Here is a 5430-nt window from a genome sequence, read left to right on the forward strand (position 1 = left end):
ATGTTTCAATGTCAACTAAGTTTTTCATTTCGTTTGCCACGTTCTGCGTTATTGCATCGGCGACTTGTTCTATATTACACCTCTAAGGTGAAATCGTCAACACCTTTTTATAAAGATATTCAATTTAATATTTTTATACTCTTTTAGCTAGATATTCCTCTACAAAAATTCATTACTAGAAACCAACTTCTGCTTCTCTTTAATTTATTCTTCCAGAACATATTCGATTTCATTTGAACTCTAGACTTAATTCTTGCAGACATGTCCCTCCAACAAAACTAGGAACCTTATTTTAACAAATACTAGTATATAATTAGAGAGTTGTTGTACTAGCAATAAAACTCTATTAGAAGCAGGTGAAAATATGAAAGATATACGTATCCTTATAGCAGACGATGATAAAGAAATCCGAAATTTATTAAAAATATATTTAGAACGAGAATTATATATGGTAGATACTGCGGTTAATGGTGAAGAAGCCTTGCAATTATTTAATCAAAACAACTATAACCTCGTTATATTAGATCTTATGATGCCGAAAGTAGATGGTATCGAAGTATGTAGAAAACTTAGAGATAAAACTAACGTACCTATATTAATGCTAACCGCTAAAGATCACGAAATTGATAAAATTTTAGGTTTAAGCATTGGCGCTGATGATTACATTACAAAACCTTTCAGTATTCACGAAGTAGTTGCACGAGTAAAGGCTCTTATGCGGCGTTTTTTAGTTCTTGGAAGTAACACTACTGCACAAGAGAAAACACTTTTAGCTTTCAAAGGACTAACTATCGATTTAAATACATACACAGTTCATACAAATAAAGAAGAAATCAGCTTAACCGGAAAAGAACTGGAACTGTTGAAATTCTTTACTTCAAACCCAGGACAAGTATTTACAAAAACACAGCTTTTCCGAAATGTATGGGACGATAATTATATAGAAGACGATAATACCGTTATGGTACATATTCGAAAACTTAGAAAGAAAATAGAAATCAATCCTTCTAATCCAAAATTCATTCAAACTGTATGGGGAATTGGTTATAAGTTTGTAGGTGAAAAACTTGAAGACTGATAAAACCCTATTCCTTATTTCATTACAACTTATCATTTGCGGGCTTTTAAATATACAAATGGGTCCAAAAGGAAAGATGTCTTTATTTATTACCCTTATTTTAATTACAATGTATCTCTTCTTTTCAAGAATACAATTCATTCAACATCGCAAATCAGTGGACACAAAATTAGGTCGTGTACTAAAAGGAAATTTACAAACGAGATTATTCACAAGCAATGACCCCTCATTACATAGTATCGTTTTTTCAATAAACGAACTGATAGCTGAATTAGAAAAGGTTCGGATCGAAGCAAAAAGATCCGAGGAATCTAGAAAACAACTTTTGTCTAGTATCTCGCACGATATCCGAACACCACTCACCTCTATTATTGGATATATCGACGCTTTAAAAGATGGGGTTGCTGCTTCTGAAATAGAAAAGAAAGAATATCTTAAAATACTTTATATGAAATCAAATAACTTAAAACATCTAGTTAACGAAATATTCAATATGGCAAAGCTAGACGCCAATGAATTTCCACTAAAAGAAGAGGAACTCGACTTTTCTGAAGTTACTAGAGAAGTTTTGATTGAATTTTTACCTGAACTCTCAAAACATAATCTCGAACTACAGGTTCTCATACCAGAATCTACTTGTCCTATCATTGCAGACCACCTTAGCCTTATGCGAATTATGAGTAATTTGATAAAAAATGCCATTTATTACGGAAAAGATGGGAAAACATTAGGGATCGAACTACTAGAAACTGATACAGACTATGAACTTCTTATTTGGGATAAAGGCCCTGGTATCCCAAAACATGATTTACAAAACGTATTTGAACGAATGTACCGAAGCGAACAATCGAGAAACTCCTCTTCTGGTGGTAGCGGTCTCGGGCTTTCAATTTCTAAAGCACTCGTTGAGAGAAATGGTGGGCATATATGGGTTGAAAGTACTCCATGGAAACGAACTACTTTTGGCTTTTCAATTCAAAAATACATTTCTTTTAAGAAATAGTTAAGAAATGATTAATATGCAGTTAAGCCTTCCTTCTTATCATGTAATTAAGAGCTTATAGAAAGTAGGTGTTTCCTATAAATACAATTATAAAAACGACTAACCTTACTAAAGTGTATGGCACACAAAAATCAGTAGATAATCTAAATATTAATGTTCAACAAGGCGAGATTTATGGATTCATAGGACGAAACGGTGCGGGCAAAACAACAACCATTCGTATGCTACTCAGTCTTATAAAACCTACAAGCGGAAATATTGAAATATTCGGAGAGGACTTATTTCAAAATCAAAAAGATATTTTAAGAAGAATTGGTTCTATCGTTGAGGTTCCAGGGTTCTATGAAAACTTAACTGCAAAAGAAAACTTATTAATTAATGCAAAGATAATTGGGATTCACAAAAAGAATGCCATTGAAGAAGCATTAGAAATAGTAGGCTTGCAGCACGAGACAAAAAAATTAGTAGAAAAGTATTCTTTAGGAATGAAGCAGCGCTTAGGAATTGCACGCGCCCTTCTCCATTATCCTGAGCTACTCATATTAGATGAACCAACTAATGGGCTAGACCCCATCGGTATTAAAGAAATGCGAAAACTTATTCATTCTTTAGCTCAAGAAAGAAATATAACAATACTCATTTCTAGTCACATATTAGCCGAGGTAGAACAGTTAGTCGATCGTATCGGAATTATTCATGAAGGAAGGTTACTAGAAGAAGTTTCTCTTGATAAGCTACGTAAAACAAACCGTAAGTACATAGAATTTCAAGTGAATAATGAAAATAAAGCCGCGATGCTATTAGAAAATCAGCTTCAAATTTTTGATTATGAAGTACATGATGAAGGAAATATTCGTATTTATTCTCATTTTGGACAACAAGGATACATCAACAGAACATTCGTTCTAAATGGTGTGGAAGTATTAAAAATGATGATAAGTGAAGATAGATTAGAAGATTATTTCACTAAATTAGTTGGAGGTGGAACAATTGGTTAATCTACTCTATACAGAACTATTAAAACTAAAACGCTCTAATATGTTTTTAATTAGCATTATTGGAGCTGGTGTCGCACCTTTCTTAGTCGTAGTAGCTTCTTATATACATATAAAAACCAAACAGCCCACTCCGACTATTTGGTTCCATCAATTATTTACTGATGTTAACTTATATACTACTTTAGTGATAGGGTTCCCCTTATATGGAGTAGTAATTGCTTATCTGTTTACCCGTGAATATGCAGAAGACACACTAAAGAATTTACTAACTATCCCCGTATCGCGTATTAGCTTTATTATAAGTAAGTTCATCACTCTTTTTCTTTGGATCATGATGCTAACTTTAGTCGCTTGGGCACTTACTTTAATATTAGGGCTATTGGGGAACTTCCCTGGTTTTAACACTGCTTTATTTTTAGGCTCTTTTCTAAAATTTTTAATCTGTGGTGGACTTCTCTTTCTATTGTCTTCACCTATTGTGCTACTAACTCTTGTAATGAAGAGCTATGTACCACCTATTATATTAACTGTCATTATTACAATGACTAATCTTATGCTCGTAAACTCCAAACATAAAGATTTATTTCCGTGGACCGCTACTCTTGATATCGCAAATAATGAATTACAACCCACATATCCACCGGAATATTCTTATATCATCATTGCAGCAACAGCGGTTTCAGGATTTTTTGCAACACTATTCTATTTCAAAAGAGTAGACATTCATTAATTTATAGGAGTGAAACGATGAGCGATATCATTATTGCCTTCATACTCGGTATCGTAGAGGGGTTAGCTGAATTTTTACCTATCTCTTCTACTGGTCACCTTATATTAGTCGGGCATTTATTAGATTTTGAAGGAGAAAGAGCGAAAACGTTTGAAATTGTTATACAGCTAGGGGCAATTTTAGCTATTGCAATTTTATATCATAAACGCCTCGTTTCTTTATGTAATATTAAACCTCTTCTGCGGAAAGAGAAGAAATTCAACGCATTCCATGTATTTCTTGGCGTATTTCCAGCAGTAGTTGCTGGTTTACTACTACATGGTGTCATTAAAACTTACTTATTTCAGCCCTATACTGTCGTAATTGGACTTGTAGCAGGGGCAATTCTTATGCTCTTTGCAGAAGTAAAAAAGAAAGAGGCAACCTCCTATTCACTGGATGATTTAACATACCGTCAAGCATTAACAATTGGATTATTTCAATGCTTAGCAGTATACCCCGGCTTCTCTAGAGCTGGCTCTACTATTTCTGGAGGTCTATTAGCAAAAGTAAATTATAAAACTGCATCTGAGTTCTCTTTTCTCATTGCTCTTCCTGTAATGGTAGGCGCTACAGGCTTAGACTTGTTAAAAAGCTGGAAGTATTTAAGTGTCAATGATATCCCTATGTTTGCGGTAGGATTCATTACCTCTTTTATAGTAGCGATGTTAGCAGTAGTAACATTCCTAAAGCTTTTAGAAAAGATAGGCTTAAAACCTTTCGCATACTATCGTATTTTGTTAGCTATCTTATTTACGCTTTTCGTATTGCTATAAATTCATATAAGTCACAGATAAAAAACCGATATTCAAGTTAGAATATCGGTTTTTTATCCATTTCACATCAAGTACTACCTACTCCAATATGGCATAGCGGGAATAAATCATCATTAATAATCCAAATGTTCTTCAAGCAATTTTAATCTTTACCGTACGACACAATTCAAAATTTAAACATTCCTCTATTAATATGGATGTCTACTGGAAAATGCCATATAGGGACCGAACGTGTCTACAAACCATATTCATTCCACACATATTATCTTTCTTAATTCGCAACACACCGATACAAGTTTTAAATACGTACAAAGATATAGCAAATAAGGAAATTTCCCAGGGATTATAAAGAGACTAAAATTATTAATTAAAGTGAGGTAACGATACAATTGAATCCTTTAGCACAATCATATCGGAATACTTATTGGGGAAACAGTGACAAACCGGAATCTATTACAGCTTGGCAATTCGGTGATTCTTCTAATTATCTCGCACAGTTAGTAATTGACGGCATAAAAACAGCAACATGCTCCGTTCACATTTTTTATGAATTAGAAAATGAATCACTACTGACTACTAACGATTATAGTATTATACTCATTAGTAATAATGAACCTGTAGCTATTATTAAAATAATAGAAGTAACTGTAACACCAATGAATGAAGTAAGCGAAGAATTCGCTATTGATGAAGGCTTAGGAGATCGTATTTATAATTACCGGGAGTTCCTGTTGCTACTTTTAAAGCTATAAGCTTGTTATTTATAACTCAAGAAGCCCATAGATAACTAACTTATTTTATAAAAT

Annotated in this window: 5 protein-coding genes and 1 pseudogene; all 6 read left to right on the forward strand. The window is 33.3% G+C overall.

Features of this window, described 5'->3' with window-relative positions:
* The first annotated feature begins 364 nt into the window (after window positions 1-364).
* Complete coding sequence (locus ILS93_RS28255) at window positions 365-1078, forward strand: response regulator transcription factor (protein ID WP_064475988.1); 714 nt, start codon at window positions 365-367, stop codon at window positions 1076-1078.
* Window positions 1068-2081, forward strand: coding sequence for a sensor histidine kinase (locus tag ILS93_RS28260; protein WP_222661732.1), 1014 nt, complete (start codon window positions 1068-1070; stop codon window positions 2079-2081). The genes ILS93_RS28255 and ILS93_RS28260 overlap by 11 nt, the downstream gene beginning before the upstream one ends.
* 68 nt (window positions 2082-2149) lie before the next feature.
* The gene (locus tag ILS93_RS28265) at window positions 2150-3079 is read left to right on the forward strand and encodes an ABC transporter ATP-binding protein (protein WP_098103664.1); all 930 of its coding nucleotides are present in this window, start codon (window positions 2150-2152) and stop codon (window positions 3077-3079) included.
* Window positions 3072-3809 carry an ABC transporter permease gene (locus ILS93_RS28270; RefSeq protein WP_000247712.1) on the forward strand — a complete coding sequence of 246 codons (738 nt, stop codon included), beginning with the start codon at window positions 3072-3074 and terminating at the stop codon, window positions 3807-3809. Before ILS93_RS28265 ends, ILS93_RS28270 begins: the two co-directional genes overlap by 8 nt.
* A gap of 17 nt (window positions 3810-3826) precedes the next feature.
* Window positions 3827-4624 carry an undecaprenyl-diphosphate phosphatase UppP gene (gene uppP, locus ILS93_RS28275; protein ID WP_060486332.1) on the forward strand — a complete coding sequence of 266 codons (798 nt, stop codon included), beginning with the start codon at window positions 3827-3829 and terminating at the stop codon, window positions 4622-4624.
* A gap of 389 nt (window positions 4625-5013) precedes the next feature.
* Window positions 5014-5343 (forward strand): annotated as a pseudogene (locus ILS93_RS28280) (ASCH domain-containing protein); the annotation flags it as partial.
* Window positions 5344-5430 lie beyond the last annotated feature (87 nt).

Source organism: Bacillus sp. 16GRE42 (assembly GCF_019837435.1).
GTDB classification, from domain to species: domain Bacteria; phylum Bacillota; class Bacilli; order Bacillales; family Bacillaceae_G; genus Bacillus_A; species Bacillus_A wiedmannii.

What these genes read in the sequence shown, in the direction of transcription:
- uppP (WP_060486332.1), top strand. Translation starts at nt 3,827, where the DNA reads ATGAGCGATATCATTATTGCCTTCATACTCGGTATCGTAGAGGGGTTA.
- ILS93_RS28255 (WP_064475988.1), top strand. Translation starts at nt 365, where the DNA reads ATGAAAGATATACGTATCCTTATAGCAGACGATGATAAAGAAATCCGA.